This window comes from uncultured Nostoc sp. (genome assembly GCF_964245445.1).
Taxonomy (GTDB): Bacteria; Cyanobacteriota; Cyanobacteriia; order Cyanobacteriales; family Nostocaceae; genus Nostoc.
The window spans coordinates 1-13275 of record NZ_CAXTNE010000020.1; the positions used below are offsets into that span (position 1 = coordinate 1).

Consider the following 13275-nt stretch of genomic DNA (forward strand, 5'->3'; position numbering starts at 1 on the left):
GTGCGGGGGGCAGAGGGGAAAACTCTTCTCCCTTGCTCCCTGCTGCCCTGCTGCCCTGCTTCTTCCCCACTCCCTACTCCCCATTCCCTACACCTAGAATGCACCCACTACGTGCTGGAACAGTCAATGACAACTGCTGAGTTTCTCCTTCACTATTCCACTCAACTTCAGCAGTACCATATAAGAGCTTGTTGGGTTGAGTACGTAAACTGACGACATCTGCATTGGCTGTTGCCGAACTTGTGCCAGCGTTGACGGCAATTATCAATTCCTCTGTTCCTAAAGTTCGGGCAAAGATATAAATTTGTCCTTGAGCATGGAGGACTTGGTAATCACCTGTACGCAAGGCTGGGTATGTGTGGCGTAGGGCAATTAATTGACGATGAGTATTGAAAATTTCTTGATTCCAATTACTCTCTAAAGGAAAGCCACGACGTGAGTCTGGATCTATTGCACCAGGTAAACCAACTTCATCACCATAGTAAATGCTGGGCGCACCGGGAAAGGTAAGTAGCAGTAGAGTTGACAATTCTATACTACCTATATCGCCGCCTGCAATGCTCATCAATCGGGCTGTATCGTGACTTGCTAGCAAATTGAGTTGAGTTAGCTGAATTTCCCAAGGGTAAAGTTGCAGTACTTCTTGGATTTTGGTGGCGTACTCGGCGGCAAATAAGGGTGGGTAGGGTTGATAGTCGCGGCTTTGGACTTGTTCTAAGACTACGCGATCGCCTGCTGTAAAAGCAATTGTTGGCCCAGTAAATAGATAATTCATCACGCCGTCAAATTGTGTTCCATCCAACCACTCGCGGGAATCTCCCCAGACTTCGCCCACAATGTAAGCTTCGGGATTGACTGCCTTGACGCGATCGCGGAATTCCTGCCAAAATCCAGGAGTTTTTATTTCAAATGGTACATCTAATCGCCAACCGTCGATGCCGAATTTAATCCAATATTCGGCAATTTCCATAATATATTCCCGCACTTCTGGATTGTCGTGGTTAAATTCTGGTAAAGCACGATTGCCTGCCCAACCTACGTAGTTTGCTGGGAATTCTCCATTGTATGGTGAAAGAGGCCAGCCTTCTATTTTGAACCAATTTACCCAAGGCGAATGAGGACCATTTTCTAAAACGTCATGGAAGAAGAAAAAACCACGGCTGGAATGGTTAAATACCCCATCCAAAACAACTTTGATATTCCGTTGATGGGCTGCATCAAGCAATTCCTTAAAAGCCTCGTTGCCCCCCAGCATGGGGTCAACTTCATAATAATCGTGGGTATGATAGCGATGATTGCTAGCGGATTGAAAAATGGGTGTAAAGTAAATTGCGTTAATTCCCAAATCCTGGATGTAGTCTAAACCCTCTATGATGCCCCATAAATCCCCGCCTTTATAACCCTGGAGTGTTGGCATAGAGTCCCAATCTTCCCAACGGGCTTCACGCAGCAGCCGTTTGTGCGGCTGTTTGCTTCTAGCAAAGCGGTCTGGAAATATTTGGTAGAAAACAGCGTGCTTTACCCAGTCTGGTGTTTGAATTTGCATGAATAAATTTTTGTACCTTCAGAAGCGATCGTTGCAAATCTTAGCTTCTTTATGGCTCTTACTTATGATAGAAAATCTGTCATTTGCCAGCAGTCATTAGCGATTTAGTCTGTATCCGGCTACTTTATACGCAAATGTTATCAGTCTTAACTATTTTGACTAGAAACTAGAATTTATTTGAGTTTTTAACAGAAATCAGAGATGCGGCTGCTCAAAGATGTCTCACGAGCCACAGAAAATAACTATGAGGGAGACAGAATTCAAGAAGATGAGTTATGAATTAGCAATTGTCTTAGGAAAAGCTTACTGCCTCCTAAGCTTATTTGATGTTATCTATGAAAAAAATAGATAACTATAATCGCATCAAATAATAAATGCGAAAAAACTACGTTATAGAGCGACTGTTCCCTACTCAAATCACTACTTTCTTGACAGTAAAGAAATTTAACGTGAGGTAAAAATGAGGCACGAAAAACTTTCTCCTGGATTGCTTTTGGCATTTCAAGACTATCAAAATGAAGGAGATCAAGCTTTAGTTACACACAAGCGATCGCTTGGCATCATTGCCCACAAAAGCCCAGTCAAGCCCACTAAGAGCGTCGTTTTTATTTACTGCGACCATGATGCAGACTTAAGTTACTTATCACAATATAATATTGAAGTCAATCAAAACTCTGGAAGTGTGCGGACGGCTTTCTTACCGATAGAGAGTTTAGATGTCTTATCTGAAGAAGATGTGATTCGGCGAATTAAGCCATCACGCAAACTTCATTTGAGGATGGACACTGCAATGGGAACAGTCAAATTACCGGAGTTCCAGAACAAAACCGGACTGACTGGTAAAGGAGTAATTATTGGCATTATAGACAGTGGCATTGATCCGAAACACCCCGCCTTTGCTGGACGAATTTTACACATTTGGGATCAAACACTGCCAGGGCCAGGAGTCACAGAGGGCGGCTATGGGGCTGAATTGACGGGGGCGCAACTGACAATTTCTCAGGATACTGGTGGTCATGGTACTCACGTTGCAGGAATTGCCGCCGGTGCCGATGCTAGCTATGGCGGTATAGCACCAGAAGCGGAATTAGTTGTTGTCAGGTCAGATTTACAGGATGCCCACATTGCTGATGCTGTGCGTTACATTTTCCGAGTTGCTAGAGAATTGGGACGCCCAGCAGTGGTAAATCTCAGCTTGGGTGGACATGCTGATGCCCATGATGGTAGTGATTCTTTATCCAAAGTCATCAATGCCGAAACTGGCCCTGGAAGAATTGTTTGCTGTGCTGCGGGTAACGAAGGAAACTATAACATTCATGGAGAAGCGACGATACCCTGTGGACGCACTCGTGGTATGCGCTTTAATGTTCCTTTGAATCAAATAAGCATAGTTTGGTTAAACGGTTGGTATTCCAAAGACAGCGAATTGGAAGTGTCTGTGCGGAGTCCTAACGGTTTTGTCACCCCCTTCCAAAAAATAATTACTCACGGTAATGCCGCACAAGATTATCAGTTACCAGATGCACGGGTGCAATTAGCAACACCAGCGCCAGACCAAGCCAACGGCGACCATAATTTCTTTGTGCAAATACGCGGTATCGACCCCTCGCCAGTCATGGGAGGTATTTGGCAGCTGCGAGTCCGCAACAGTTCTTCAACTGACACACGTTTGAATGTGTGGACGCTAGATGACACTTCATCAGTGTTTTTTACAGGTAAAAGTGTGAAGGATACAGTAAAAATTGGTTCGCCAGGAGCCGCTAGCAGTGCAATTACAGTTGCCGCCTATACTACTAGAACCAAGTACACAGATATTGATAACAAAGAGCAAGAAATGGGGTTAGAATTGCATACTATTTCGGAATTCAGTAGTGAAGGGCCACTACGCAATGATGGACAAAAGCCGGATGTAGCAGCACCAGGAGCAATGATTATTTCCACCCTTTCCGCCGATGCAAGTTTTGACCGTTCATCAATGATTAATTCCAAGTTTGTGGTACAGGCTGGTACGAGTATGGCAACACCCTTCGTTAGTGGGTTAGTGGCACTGCTGTTGCAGCGCGATCCTAAACTTGATCCGGCTGCTGTGAAAGACTTGCTACGTAAAAATAGTACAATTCCCGGAAAACCCCCAAACACATTTGATGAAAAATGGGGTTATGGAGTGATTAACGCAGCTAATCTGTAATTAGACTGAGAAAGGTAAATATTATTTCTGTACAAGGATAGGCAATAAAAACCTATAAATTTGATAAGTTAGGGTAGGCAATTTTTGCCTGCCCTTTTTACCAAGGAATTACTGATGAATTATCAGAAACTAGATGCGGCTCTTGCTACAGCGCTGAATGGTGTTCAAAATTCAGAAAAACCGAGTTTGACGGTTTTTATTCATACTGAACCAATTTTAAACTCGGCTGCAACTGCTGTTTTAAAAAGTTTAGGCGTTAGTGGTGTTAGCAATGGCAAAGATATTTTCACGGCAACACTGTCACCAAATGCCATTTCTCAGTTATCAGAGCAACCTTGGGTGAAGTATTTGAAGCGATCGCAGCAATTAGGTTTGGTTGAGAGGAGAATAAATACTGGGAAGTTGGGTGTTTAATGAGTAAATAAGAGCGATCGCATTTCTAAACCAAGAATCTGTGTTATGCAAAGTCAATAAATTAAGGCTAAATTTGCTTTTTTAGTTAGAGTTGAAAATTAATATTAATATTTTCTATATAATCGTCTTGAGACAAGGCCGCTATTGCCATTTTATTACATAAAATATTTCTAGGTAACAAAAAAGACTTACACTTACCAATAGTAGTTTTCCTTAGACTGTCAGTAAGCGTAATTTGTAATTAATATACCGCAAGCGTTTCATTGATTTGGAATGTCTGATTTATTTACGCAGTGTCGTACTAATAGTCTGCCTCCCACACAGATTATGACAGGTTACAGATCCCTAACTTATTGAAAAAGTCGGGGATCTAAACACCCTCGACTAGTCAAAATTACGCTTGGTGGACTACTAGCAGAAATACCAAAGTTCAGCAGTTAGTGGTTTAACAATTAACATGAGAGGTTTTATCTGTGAAACGTCTAATTCAATTTCCCTTAGAAGACGGTAGCTACATCTTAGTAGAAGTAGATAAACCAGAGTCTGAAGATAGCATAGGACGAATTGGCCGCCAAGAGGATCTCTTGCAGAAGGCTGAACAAACCTTTGAGACAGCTTTGGAAGGAATCAAGCCCATAGCCAATACTATTATTAATAAGCTTCGGACTTTAAATCAGCCAGCCAACGAAGTAGAAGTAAAGTTTGGTATCAAAATGAGCGCTGAAGCTGGGGCGATTATTGCCAGTGCTAGTATTGAAGGAAACTACGAAATCACCCTTAAATGGAAACAAAAGTCAGTATAGATGCCAACAGAACTTGAAGCAGCAATTGTCCGAATTTGTAAGTCTAACGGAGTAGTTGTCGGTGCTGGCTTTCTAGTATCTCAAAAGCATGTCATTACTTGTGCCCATGTGGTTGCTGATGCACTAGAAATTTCCAGGGACACTCAAAAAAGACCTGCTGAAGTTGTGTATCTCGACTTTCCTCTCATCGCCCCAGAAGAAACGTTAACTGGAAGAGTAGTGTTTTGGCGACCAGTTCCGCCTAAAGGTTCTACCTCAGTCAAGGGTAAAGAAGACATTGCTGCATTGGAATTAAATAGCACTGTTCCAGAAACCGCTCAACCCGTAGATTTAATTATAGAAGAAGATTTACGCGGCCATTCCTTCAGAACTTTTGGATTTCCTGCTGGACATGATGACGGGTTAGAAGCTACTGGTGTACTACGCGGACGCCAAGGAACTGGCTGGATACAAATAGAAGATATCAAAGAAACAGGAGTTCGATTAGAGCCAGGCTTCAGTGGTGCGCCTATTTGGGATGAACAACTAAATGGCGTAGTCGGGATGGCTGTAGCAGCTGATCAAAAGCGTCCAGAAGCCAAGGTTGGTTTTATGATTCCAACTAAGGTAATAGCAACCGCTTGGCCTGCACTAGCTCAACAGACTATTCCACCACTAATTCTGACCCCGAAGAAACGCTTTCGATTCAGGTATAGCCCTTGGACATTAACTAGTCTTACTTTGCTTCCTTTATTGGGAGGGGTATTTCTTCTTGTGCCAAAAAATCCAACGCCACCAAAAATCTATCAGTGTAAAACTATGTCTCAAATGCAGGAAACAGTCAATAAAATTGTCATTGCTAATTTCTACAATACTAGTGTTGATACAAAAAATATTTTGCGAACAGAAGATCGATTATTTGAAATACTTAAAAAGGATGTTCAAAAAGTAAATGCAATCGAGGTTTGTCTTGCTAATGAAACAGTTTATAACTCATTAGAAGCCCAAAATTTAGGAAATAAGCTAAAAGCAACAATAGTTATTTGGGGAGGCCACGATAGCACATCGTTTGAGGTTAAATTAGAGGGAATAAAAGAAAAAATTCCATATCTAAATGGGTTATCATTTCCTTCAAGCAACGCTTCAGAATATAATTTACAGACCCAGGATATTCCAGGTTTGATAAGTGTAATGACTGCTTTTGGCTTGAGTGTGAGTTATTACTTGAACCACCAAATTCCTAAAGCTCGTGACATACTCACAGAGGCATTAGCAACTGCCGATCAGAGAAAGCTTGGTAAAAACAATGACGAGAATGCCGAAAGATTAGCAGAAGCTTATTATTTGTTGGGTTCTATGTTTGAGGTAAATATTGATGATTATAACTGTGAAAAGACTTTCGAGGCTTGTCAAAAAGCTTTAAATGCTTATGAAAAAGCTTCGGAATATAATAAATTTAAACCGTCCCAAAATCTTTTAAATAAAGGCATACTCTACGAAAAGTTAAAGCTACCAGATAAAGCCATAGAAGCTTACAAAACAATAATCGATTATGAACCTGAATCAAATTCTGCTGTAGTAGCGCGTGCTTACCGCGCAGATGTTTTATTAAGTAAAGGGGAAAAAGAAGAAGCCATAAAAGATTTAGACATTGTTTGTCAACGAAAACCTGCAAATCTTGAGTATCGTCATTTTTTAGGTTTAGCCCAATTACAAACAGGAAAGCTGGAAAAAGCTAAGGAGACATATCAGTATGTCAATATCTACGTAGATTCAGATAAAGAATTGAAAGATGAGATCATTGAGGATTTAAACACCCTCGCTAAAGGAACAAAAAGTCCAGATATGACAAAAGCAATACATGAAATTATTTCTGCTCTATAAAATATCATCAGGAGGCGAAGTTGGCCTCGGTCCGTCACCGCCACATAGTGTATCAGTGCATTGTCCATTTTTTTTACAACGTCCTCGCTCTCCACGATAAGGGCCATCAGGACAAATTGGCATACAGGTACATCTTTTCATTTTTAGACGTGATTGGAAATTTGTGTTCTCAGAAATGTTTGATGTAATTTCTTCAAGAGAAATTTCAGTGATTAAAGGCTCCTGGCTTGGGTGGCTAGATATTAGGTTAACTTCCATAAATCTTTTTTGTGCCTGATTTTAATTAGGTATGGAATAATACAATTATGAGTATTGCTCGTATTATGACATAACTAAAAACCGTAATACTAGGCAATTTTCCTAGAATTTATCTTGAGTTTATGATGATATATCCTAAAATTTGATCGCACCCCTAACCCCTAAATTTAACCATTATCTTGCTTCTGACTGCCCACATACATCTAAATCTACTAGTCTAGGTAACTCTAAGTAGACTATATTATCAGTGTCTAACAAGTGAAGCTTTGTGATGTGAAGTGAGATTCATTGAGTTAGCACTTATAACACTAGCGTAGCGATCGCCCCCCATTCCTCATACCAATTAATACAAATGTTCTGGTTGTCTACTTCCAGGCAGCATTATCTATCACCAGTAGTATTTTATAAAATTCATCCCTGAGAATATTTGCTCCCCCCTTACCTGTGGTGGCAGACAGTCCTAAACTGAAGATGAGAGTTGAAAGGCAGTCTGGAGAAATTTTGTGAAAAAAGTATTATCAATCATCCTTGGTGGTGGCGCGGGTACTCGGCTTTACCCGCTAACCAAACTACGCGCTAAACCAGCAGTACCAGTAGCGGGGAAGTATCGCCTAATCGATATACCTGTCAGTAACTGCATAAACTCCGAAATATTCAAAATCTACGTCTTGACACAATTCAACTCAGCTTCCCTGAATCGTCACATCGCCCGTACCTATAACTTTACTGGCTTCAATGAAGGGTTTGTGGAAGTGCTAGCGGCACAACAAACACCAGAAAACCCTAACTGGTTCCAAGGTACAGCCGATGCTGTGCGTCAGTACCTGTGGTTAATGGAAGAATGGGATGTAGAAGAATATCTAATTCTCTCAGGCGATCACCTCTACCGCATGGATTATCGCGAGTTTATCCAGCGCCATAGGGAAACGGGGGCTGATATTACTCTCTCAGTCATCCCCATCGATGAGCGCCGCGCCTCAGATTTTGGCTTGATGAAAATTGATGATTCTGGTAGGGTAATCGATTTTAGCGAAAAACCTAAAGGTGAAGCATTAATCCAAATGCGCGTTGATACAAGCGTACTGGGATTATCAAATGAACTTGCCCAGCAACAGCCTTACATCGCCTCAATGGGGATTTATGTCTTTAAAAAAGAGGTTTTGTTCAAATTGTTGAGAGAAGGTATAGAAAGGACTGATTTCGGCAAAGAAATTATTCCTGATGCCTCTAAAGATTACAATGTCCAAGCTTACCTTTTTGATGACTACTGGGAAGATATTGGGACAATCGAGGCATTTTATCATGCAAACTTAGCACTGACTCAACAGCCCCAGCCACCCTTTAGTTTCTACGATGAAAAAGCACCAATTTATACCCGCGCTCGTTACTTGCCTCCGACTAAACTTTTAGATTGCCATATCACAGAATCAATTATCGGCGAAGGTTGCATTTTAAAAAATTGCCGCATTCAACATTCAGTTTTGGGAGTGCGATCGCGAATTGAATCTGGCTGCCTCATCGAAGAATCTTTGCTCATGGGTGCAGATTTTTACCAAGCTTCTGTAGAACGCCAATCCAACGTAGAACAAGGTGACATTCCCGTAGGTATTGGTGCTGACTCGATTATTCGCGGTGCCATCATCGATAAAAACGCCAGTATCGGTCACGATGTCAAAATTATCAATAAAGATAACGTGCAAGAAGCTGACCGCGAAAGTCAAGGTTTCTACATCCGCAGTGGCATCGTGGTTGTGCTGAAAAATGCTGTCATTCCCGATGGAACCATCATTTAGTCATTAGTCATTAGTCATTAGTCATTGGTTAATAGTTACAAGTGACAAACGACAAAGGACAAAGGACTAATGACTAAACTCATTTTGTTGATTGGTCTTCCAGGTAGTGGGAAGTCAACTTTGGCAAAACAATTGCTGGCAGAATGCCCCCAGATGCCACTGATTTCTACGGATGGCATTCGGGGGCAACTGTTCGGTTCCCAAGCTATTCAGGGGCCGTGGCTGGTGATTTGGCAAGAAGTAGGACGGCAATTTCAGCAAGCTATTTCTACAAATAATACAGCTGTTTTTGATGCTACCAATGCCCAGCGCCGCCATCGGCGTGAAGTTATTGCTTTAGCCCGTGACTTGGGCTTTACCCAGATTACGGGAATTTGGGTGGATACGCCAGTGTGGCTGTGTTTAGCACGTAATAAAAGGCGATCGCGCCAGGTTCCTGAAGAAATTATTTTGCGGATGCACCGTCAACTCCGAGATGTTCCCCCAAGTCTGGAAGAAGGACTAGACAACCTGATCCGCTTATCAGAAAAATCGGAGTACGGAAATTGCGATCGCTTGTTGAGCGAGAACCACACTTGAATTTCTATATTCTTTGTTAATTTAAAGTCAGATTCTCTTTGCTTGGCACTATACCGGGCAAACTAACATCTCTTATCTTAAAAAAACATAACAGGAATTTCTATAGGAGGCTGGTAGATAGATGGCTGCAACCGACTTCAAAGACTATTACGCAATTTTGGGAGTTACTAAGACTGCCACTCAAGAGGAGATTAAGCAAGCCTTTCGTAAACTAGCCCGCAAATATCACCCTGATGTTAACCCAAATAACAAACAGGCAGAAGCACGCTTCAAAGAAGTTAGCGAAGCCTACGAAGTTGTGTCAGACCCAGATAAACGCAAAAAATACGACCAATTCGGTCAATATTGGAAACAAGCTGGTGAAGGTTTCTCATCTGGCGGCGCTGGTGTTGATATGGGTGGCTTTGACTTCAGTCAATACGGAAATTTTGATGAGTTCATAAATGAGTTGCTAGGACGCTTTGGTGGTGCTACCCCTCGTGGTGGCCGACAAAGTTACTCACAACAAAATAATTACTCAAATTCAAATTACTCACAAAATTACTCTTACCGCAGTTCTACAGGTACGACGAATGGTTTTAGCAGCACCTTTAACGATTATGGGTTTGGTGATGTAGGTACGGGTACTTCCCAAGATAGTGAAGCTGCGATCAGTCTAACTTTTGCTGAAGCATTTAACGGTGTGCAAAAGCGCTTCAGTTTAGGTAACGAAACAATTGATGTTCGTATCCCATCTGGCGCTAAACCTGGTACTCGTCTGCGCGTGCGGGGCAAAGGTCAAATCAACCCGATGACTCAACAACGAGGGGATTTATACTTAAAAGTCGAATTTCAGCCGCACTCTTTCTTCCAAATGGAGGGCGATAACTTGGTGTGCGAAGTGCCAATCACGCCAGATGAAGCTACCTTGGGAGCGTCTATTGATGTACCTACTCCTGATGGTTTAGTTAATGTCAAGTTACCAGCAGGAGTGCGTTCTGGTCAATCGCTGCGTTTACGTGGCAAAGGCTGGCCCCTCGCCAAGGGTGGACGCGGCGATCAGCTGGTGAAGGTGGCGATCGCACCACCAAAAGACCTCAGCCAGCAAGAGCGGGAATATTATGAAAAAATCCGGGCTATACGTACTTATAATCCCCGCAGTCATTTGCAACAAGTCAAGCTGTGAAAATTTAGCTTTGTAGAGATGGAAAATTTACCGTCTCTACATTGACTAGCTATGAATTTGCTGCGTGTTTCTCGCTACTACGATGGACTTTAACGCTTCCATTGCCTCTAGTGTAGCCTCGGTAGCTTGCCACGTTGAACGTGCAGCTAATCGGTCGTGCCAAGCATTCACTTTTGGATAATCACTTAAAGAAATGCCTACTTCTGGCAGCCATATTACTACAGTTCCAGCTACAATCTCAGCTAGAGTTAAGTTTTGACTACCAAAGTAAGGGCGATCGTCAAGTAAATTCTCAAAAAGCTTCAGCACTGTTGAAATTTTTTGCTTTGCCTGCTCGATTTTTTCTGGATCTTCCCCAGGTAAGCCCAATACCTGAGGTAAAAACGTGGTGGTTGCTGGCAAAAGCTCATTTACAGTTACCAGTTGTACCATGCGTGCGATCGCTAAATCCTTGGCATCTTTAGGCAACATCGCAGGTGTGGGATATTTTGCCTCTAAATAGTCCAAAATTGCCAAAGATTCCACTACATTAAAGCCATCATCCACCAAAGCTGGAATGTGATGGAAGGGACTAATTGCCGAAAACTCTGGTTTAAACTGCTCTCCATCCAGTTTTATCTCTACTAATTCAAACTCAAGTCCTTTTTCTAGCAGAGTAATCCAGACGCGGCGGGAGTTAGGAGAAATCGGCGCGTGGTAAAGTGTCAGCATGATAAAATTCTGATACTAGCTAATTGAGTAGTGAACTTATGAGAATTAAACAATCTTTTCAGATTATTCCACTTGTAATACTTACAGTATGCTTAATAGTCGCACCAACTTTATTATCAATTTCAACAAATAAGTTAGAAACAGTTGCCATAGGACAAACTACTAACATTGTACCTTCTGGATACGTGGGTGTTTGGCGTGGTAATGGTATCCAAAATAATAAGAATCAGTGGTCGATATTAATAACTCTAATATCCGGTGAAGTTGATTCTATAGTTGGCACAATTGCATACCCTTCCTTGAATTGTGGAGGATAACTTTCTCTGCAAAGGGTAAACAAAAGTTCTATTGAAATCTCAGAAGACATTACTTATGGCAGCTGTACTGGCAATGGAATAATTACTCTCCAGCAAGCATCAGCAAGAAAGCTAACATATGCATGGCGAAAAAACTTCAGCTCAGAAACTGCTACTGGGAGCGTGCAAAAAATTAGCAGTAATTAAGTCATTGTGCTTTGAAAGCATAACCGCAAACGTCAATTGATGACTTTTGCAATCAGTGTATTCATTTTGATAATTTCATTGGATTGAATTGTTCTAACAAAGTCTCAACGCTAGCATTGTGATCCAAAAAAGAAAATAAATGCCAGTACTGGAGTTTTCCTTCTTTATCTAATACGAACTGTGCTGGCAAAGGCGCTCCCAGTGCTTGTCCTACTTGATAGGTACGAAAAAATCGACAACTAGGATCGCTCAATAACGGCATTTTTAAACCTAAATCCCTCACAACAATTTGACTCTGCCGTTCATCGGTACTAGTAATCATCAAAACTTCTATACCACGTTTTTTAAATTGCTCGTAGTTCTCCTTTAAAGCTTTGATGTGAGGAAAACAAAAAGGGCAATATTGTTTTTCAGTAAAGATGCGAGTAAAGGCGAGTAACACTGGTTGCTTGCCTTTATAATCAGACAATTTTACTAAAGTTCCGTTGGTAATATCTGGCAGTTGAAAATCTGGCGTTCCTACTCCCAACCTGAGTTTATTTGTCGCTGGAACTGGTAAAAAATTGCGGAAGAATCGCTCATTTAATAAGCCACTAAAATCAGTTGAAGTAAGCATAATTTTAACCCTGATTATTTAAATACTATTTTATGAGAAAACCACAGATAGATACCGAGGTTGACACTGTTTAATGTGTATTATCTCTGTTTATCTGTGGTTTTCGTTGATTTTAGTCTCAACTCCAAAAGGATGGATTAGATCCTAGCTAGCGAAATTTAGACAGCAGAGAAGTAAACTTTAGACTTCACTGGATCAGGATTCATTGTCTTGTCACCAGGTTGCCAACCAGCTGGGCAAACTTCGTCGGGGTGAGACTGAACATACTGAATTGCTTGCAGTGTCCGCAGGGTTTCATCAACGCTGCGACCAAAAGCTAGGTTGTTAATGGTGGCGTGCTGTATAATACCATCTTTATCGATGAGGAACAGACCACGCAAGGCAATGCCTGCTGCTGGATCAAGAACGTTGTAAGCGGCGCTAATCTCTTTTTTGATGTCGGAGACTAGAGGATAATTCAGGTCGCCGACGCCACCAGACTTACGATCTGTTTGAATCCAAGCGAGGTGAGAGAATTCACTATCAACAGAAGCCCCAAGGACTTCAGTATTGATTTTCTTGAATTCTTCGTAGCGATCACTAAATGCTGTGATTTCAGTGGGACAAACAAAGGTAAAGTCTAGTGGGTAGAAAAACAGGACGACATACTTACCGCGATAATCGGAAAGTTTGATTGTCTTAAATTCCTGGTCTACCACAGCTGTTGCTGCAAAATCGGGAGCTTGTTGACCAACGCGGAGGCTTCCTTCGGTTCCGTAAGTAAGGGACATTAACCTAATTCTCCTTTATCAGTTTAGTAGCGTTGGAATTTGGGTCAAGTAAAACTCACCCATCCA

The 13275-nt window shown here is 41.7% G+C and carries 11 protein-coding genes; 7 read left to right on the top strand and 4 right to left on the bottom strand.

Annotated elements, in window-relative coordinates; genetic code table 11:
• Window positions 1-73: 73 nt before the first annotated feature.
• Window positions 74-1546: a glycoside hydrolase family 13 protein gene (locus ACFE90_RS05585; RefSeq protein WP_375498516.1), complete on the bottom strand. Its 1473-nt coding sequence runs from the start codon at window positions 1544-1546 to the stop codon at window positions 74-76.
• A gap of 460 nt (window positions 1547-2006) precedes the next feature.
• Here ACFE90_RS05585 and ACFE90_RS05590 point away from each other — a divergent pair, with 460 nt between their 5' ends.
• The 7 genes from ACFE90_RS05590 (at window position 2007) to ACFE90_RS05620 (ending at window position 10609) form a co-directional block, all read left to right on the top strand.
• Window positions 2007-3734 (top strand): S8 family peptidase, encoded by a 1728-nt coding sequence (locus ACFE90_RS05590; protein ID WP_375498518.1) that lies wholly within the window; start codon window positions 2007-2009, stop codon window positions 3732-3734.
• A 114-nt stretch (window positions 3735-3848) separates the two neighbouring features.
• On the top strand, window positions 3849-4148 hold the full coding sequence (locus ACFE90_RS05595; RefSeq protein ID WP_375498520.1) for a hypothetical protein: 300 nt from the start codon (window positions 3849-3851) through the stop codon (window positions 4146-4148).
• Between the two features lie 473 nt (window positions 4149-4621).
• Window positions 4622-4951: a CU044_2847 family protein gene (locus ACFE90_RS05600; protein ID WP_375498522.1), complete on the top strand. Its 330-nt coding sequence runs from the start codon at window positions 4622-4624 to the stop codon at window positions 4949-4951.
• Window positions 4952-6814, top strand: coding sequence for a trypsin-like peptidase domain-containing protein (locus ACFE90_RS05605; RefSeq protein ID WP_375498524.1), 1863 nt, complete (start codon window positions 4952-4954; stop codon window positions 6812-6814).
• A gap of 761 nt (window positions 6815-7575) precedes the next feature.
• Window positions 7576-8865 carry a glucose-1-phosphate adenylyltransferase gene (locus ACFE90_RS05610; RefSeq protein WP_375498526.1) on the top strand — a complete coding sequence of 430 codons (1290 nt, stop codon included), beginning with the start codon at window positions 7576-7578 and terminating at the stop codon, window positions 8863-8865.
• Window positions 8866-8934: 69 nt separating this feature from the next.
• Window positions 8935-9444 (top strand): AAA family ATPase, encoded by a 510-nt coding sequence (locus ACFE90_RS05615; RefSeq protein WP_375498528.1) that lies wholly within the window; start codon window positions 8935-8937, stop codon window positions 9442-9444.
• Window positions 9445-9565: 121 nt separating this feature from the next.
• The gene (locus ACFE90_RS05620; protein ID WP_375498530.1) at window positions 9566-10609 is read left to right on the top strand and encodes a DnaJ C-terminal domain-containing protein; all 1044 of its coding nucleotides are present in this window, start codon (window positions 9566-9568) and stop codon (window positions 10607-10609) included.
• A 45-nt stretch (window positions 10610-10654) separates the two neighbouring features.
• On the opposite strand, the gene ACFE90_RS05625 is transcribed toward ACFE90_RS05620, so the two are convergent.
• From ACFE90_RS05625 to ACFE90_RS05635, 3 genes are all read right to left on the bottom strand, one after another.
• Window positions 10655-11320 (bottom strand): glutathione S-transferase family protein, encoded by a 666-nt coding sequence (locus ACFE90_RS05625; protein ID WP_375498532.1) that lies wholly within the window; start codon window positions 11318-11320, stop codon window positions 10655-10657.
• Window positions 11321-11884: 564 nt separating this feature from the next.
• Complete coding sequence (locus ACFE90_RS05630) at window positions 11885-12439, bottom strand: peroxiredoxin family protein (protein ID WP_375498534.1); 555 nt, start codon at window positions 12437-12439, stop codon at window positions 11885-11887.
• Between the two features lie 158 nt (window positions 12440-12597).
• Window positions 12598-13209 (bottom strand): peroxiredoxin, encoded by a 612-nt coding sequence (locus ACFE90_RS05635; protein ID WP_292706261.1) that lies wholly within the window; start codon window positions 13207-13209, stop codon window positions 12598-12600.
• Between the last annotated feature and the right edge of the window lie 66 nt (window positions 13210-13275).

Bases quoted from the DNA above. Each gene is read 5' to 3' on its own strand.
- ACFE90_RS05585 (WP_375498516.1), bottom strand. From the start codon at position 1,546: ATGCAAATTCAAACACCAGACTGGGTAAAGCACGCTGTTTTCTACCAA.
- ACFE90_RS05590 (WP_375498518.1), top strand. From the start codon at position 2,007: ATGAGGCACGAAAAACTTTCTCCTGGATTGCTTTTGGCATTTCAAGAC.
- ACFE90_RS05595 (WP_375498520.1), top strand. From the start codon at position 3,849: ATGAATTATCAGAAACTAGATGCGGCTCTTGCTACAGCGCTGAATGGT.
- ACFE90_RS05605 (WP_375498524.1), top strand. From the start codon at position 4,952: ATGCCAACAGAACTTGAAGCAGCAATTGTCCGAATTTGTAAGTCTAAC.
- ACFE90_RS05615 (WP_375498528.1), top strand. From the start codon at position 8,935: ATGACTAAACTCATTTTGTTGATTGGTCTTCCAGGTAGTGGGAAGTCA.
- ACFE90_RS05620 (WP_375498530.1), top strand. From the start codon at position 9,566: ATGGCTGCAACCGACTTCAAAGACTATTACGCAATTTTGGGAGTTACT.
- ACFE90_RS05625 (WP_375498532.1), bottom strand. From the start codon at position 11,320: ATGCTGACACTTTACCACGCGCCGATTTCTCCTAACTCCCGCCGCGTC.
- ACFE90_RS05630 (WP_375498534.1), bottom strand. From the start codon at position 12,439: ATGCTTACTTCAACTGATTTTAGTGGCTTATTAAATGAGCGATTCTTC.
- ACFE90_RS05635 (WP_292706261.1), bottom strand. From the start codon at position 13,209: ATGTCCCTTACTTACGGAACCGAAGGAAGCCTCCGCGTTGGTCAACAA.